This window comes from Pseudomonas sp. P5_A2_2 (assembly GCF_054177685.1).
Genome location: NZ_JBGCUL010000771.1, coordinates 1 through 2,172 on the forward strand (window position 1 = coordinate 1; position 2,172 = coordinate 2,172).

Annotated in this window: 2 protein-coding genes; both read right to left on the reverse strand. The window is 57.4% G+C overall.

What is annotated here, in order from left to right:
• Positions 1 to 496, reverse strand: a 496-nt coding sequence (locus ACXRVY_RS25425) for a hypothetical protein (RefSeq protein ID WP_458238571.1), incomplete at its 3' end; no start/stop codon positions are given.
• A 238-nt stretch (positions 497 to 734) separates the two neighbouring features.
• Positions 735 to 2,172, reverse strand: a 1,438-nt coding sequence (locus ACXRVY_RS25430) for an ABC transporter substrate-binding protein (RefSeq protein WP_458238572.1), incomplete at its 5' end; no start/stop codon positions are given.

Below are 2,172 nucleotides of genomic sequence, written 5' to 3' on the forward strand. Positions count from 1 at the left end.
CATTGGTTTCTGCTCCCTCAATAGAGGGCAAAAAATCCTCGGCCATCGATACACCTTCACGCACAACGAACAGGTAACCCCCTTGCAATGTGTTGATGATTTCGTCGCCATTGCAAAGACGGCTGCCAACCAGCGCTAAATCGTTATTCCCTTGTCCCGCGCCCGTGACGATCTGCGCCGTACCTCCATCGGCATACACGACATAATCGCCTTTCTGTGCCGCAGTTACTTTCTGACCGTTATCCAATGTGAACGTGAGCGGCGCTACTGCCTGTTGGATTACTCCGCCATCACGGGTTTGGCTGCCTTGGGTTGCCACACGGTAGATGGCGCAAGGGGGATGTGCTTCAGCGTAAGCCTGCTGTTGATGGATGATCGTCATGTCTTCGTCGTCAAATCTTGCAAGTTGTTCCTCGGTGAAGGGAGAGTCGTCCAGGAGGCAGAGAAATTCAGGAGAGACTTCGTTGGTATACAAGGGCTGCAAGGGTGCATTCATTTCAAAATCCTTAGCTTTGGAAGGGTGTTCAGAAATAATGCGGCGGACGCTATCAGCGTCGCGACCCTCACGGCAGGGTCAAAAGAATGATTCAGAATTTTCGCCAAAAGAAAATATCCTTTTCCTACAACAGCCCTTAAATAGAGTTTTTTGTAGAAAAGCGGGCGTTCGTTTTTGGTCCCGACACAAACAAAAACGGCACCTTCCGGTGCCGTTCGCCTTTCAAATTACAACCATTTTACTTACGCGCCGCCTCCCACGATTTCAGCAGTTCGGCGTAGCTCACGGTTTCGCCCTTAGGCTTCTCGTTTTCCAGTTTCGGCTTCGGTGCGCCCGGCTGGTCGAACCAGTATTGCGCATCGCGCTCGGGGTTCATTTTCGGGGCGCAGGTGGCTTGTGCCTTGGAGCGTTCCAGGCGGGTCATGATCGCGTCCTGATCCTTGGCCAGGCCGTCGAGTGCCTGTTGCGGGGTTTTCTCGCCGCTGGCGGCTTCGGCGATGTGGCTCCACCACAACTGCGCGAGGCGAGGATAATCAGGCACGTTGGTCCCGGTCGGGGTCCATTGCACGCGGGCCGGGCTGCGGTAGAACTCCACCAGGCCACCGAGTTTCGGCGCCAGGTCGGTCATGGCTTGCGAGTTGATGTCCGATTCGCGGATCGGCGTCAGGCCGACGATGGTTTTCTTCAGCGACACGGTTTTCGAGGTCACGAACTGCGCATAGAGCCAGGCCGCGAGTTTTTGCTTCTCAGGCGTGGACTTCATGAACGTCCAGGAACCGGCATCCTGATAACCGAGTTTCATGCCCTCCTCCCAATACGGACCTTTCGGCGAAGGCGCCATGCGCCATTTCGGCGTGCCGTCGGCATTCATCACCGGCAGGCCCGGTTTGGTCATGTCGGCAGTGAACGCGGTGTACCAGAAAATCTGCTGGGCGATGTTGCCCTGGGAGGGCACGGGACCTGATTCGGAGAAAGTCATGCCCGCCGCTTCCGGTGGCGCGTACTTTTTCATCCAGTCCACATACTTGGTGGTGGCGAACACCGCCGCTGGCCCGTTGGTATCGCCGCCGCGGGTCACGCTGGAGCCCACCGGATGGCAGTCCTCGACGCGGATGCCCCACTCGTCCACCGGCAAGCCGTTGGGGATGCCCTTGTCGCCGCCACCGGCCATGGAGAACCAGGCATCAGTGAAACGCCAGCCCAGGGACGGGTCTTTCTTGCCATAGTCCATGTGCCCGTAGACACGCTTGCCGTCGATTTCCTTGACGTCTTCGCTGAAGAACTTGGCGATGTCTTCATAGGCTGACCAGTTCACCGGCACGCCCAACTCGTAGCCGTATTTTTCCTTGAACCTGGCTTTCAGCTCCGGACGCTCGAACCAGTCGGCGCGGAACCAGTACAGGTTGGCGAACTGCTGGTCAGGCAGCTGATAGATCTTGCCGTCCGGCGCAGTGGTGAACGAGATACCGATGAAGTCCTTGATGTCGAGGGTCGGCGAGGTGAAGCTCTTGCCCTCGTTGGCCATCAGGTCGGTGATCGATTCGGTTTTGCCGTAGCGGAAGTGCGTGCCGATCAGATCCGAGTCGTTGACCCAGCCGTCATAGATGCTCTTGTCCGATTGCATCACGGTCTGCAGCTTTTCCACCACGTCGCCTTCCTGCAGCAGGTCGTGGGTC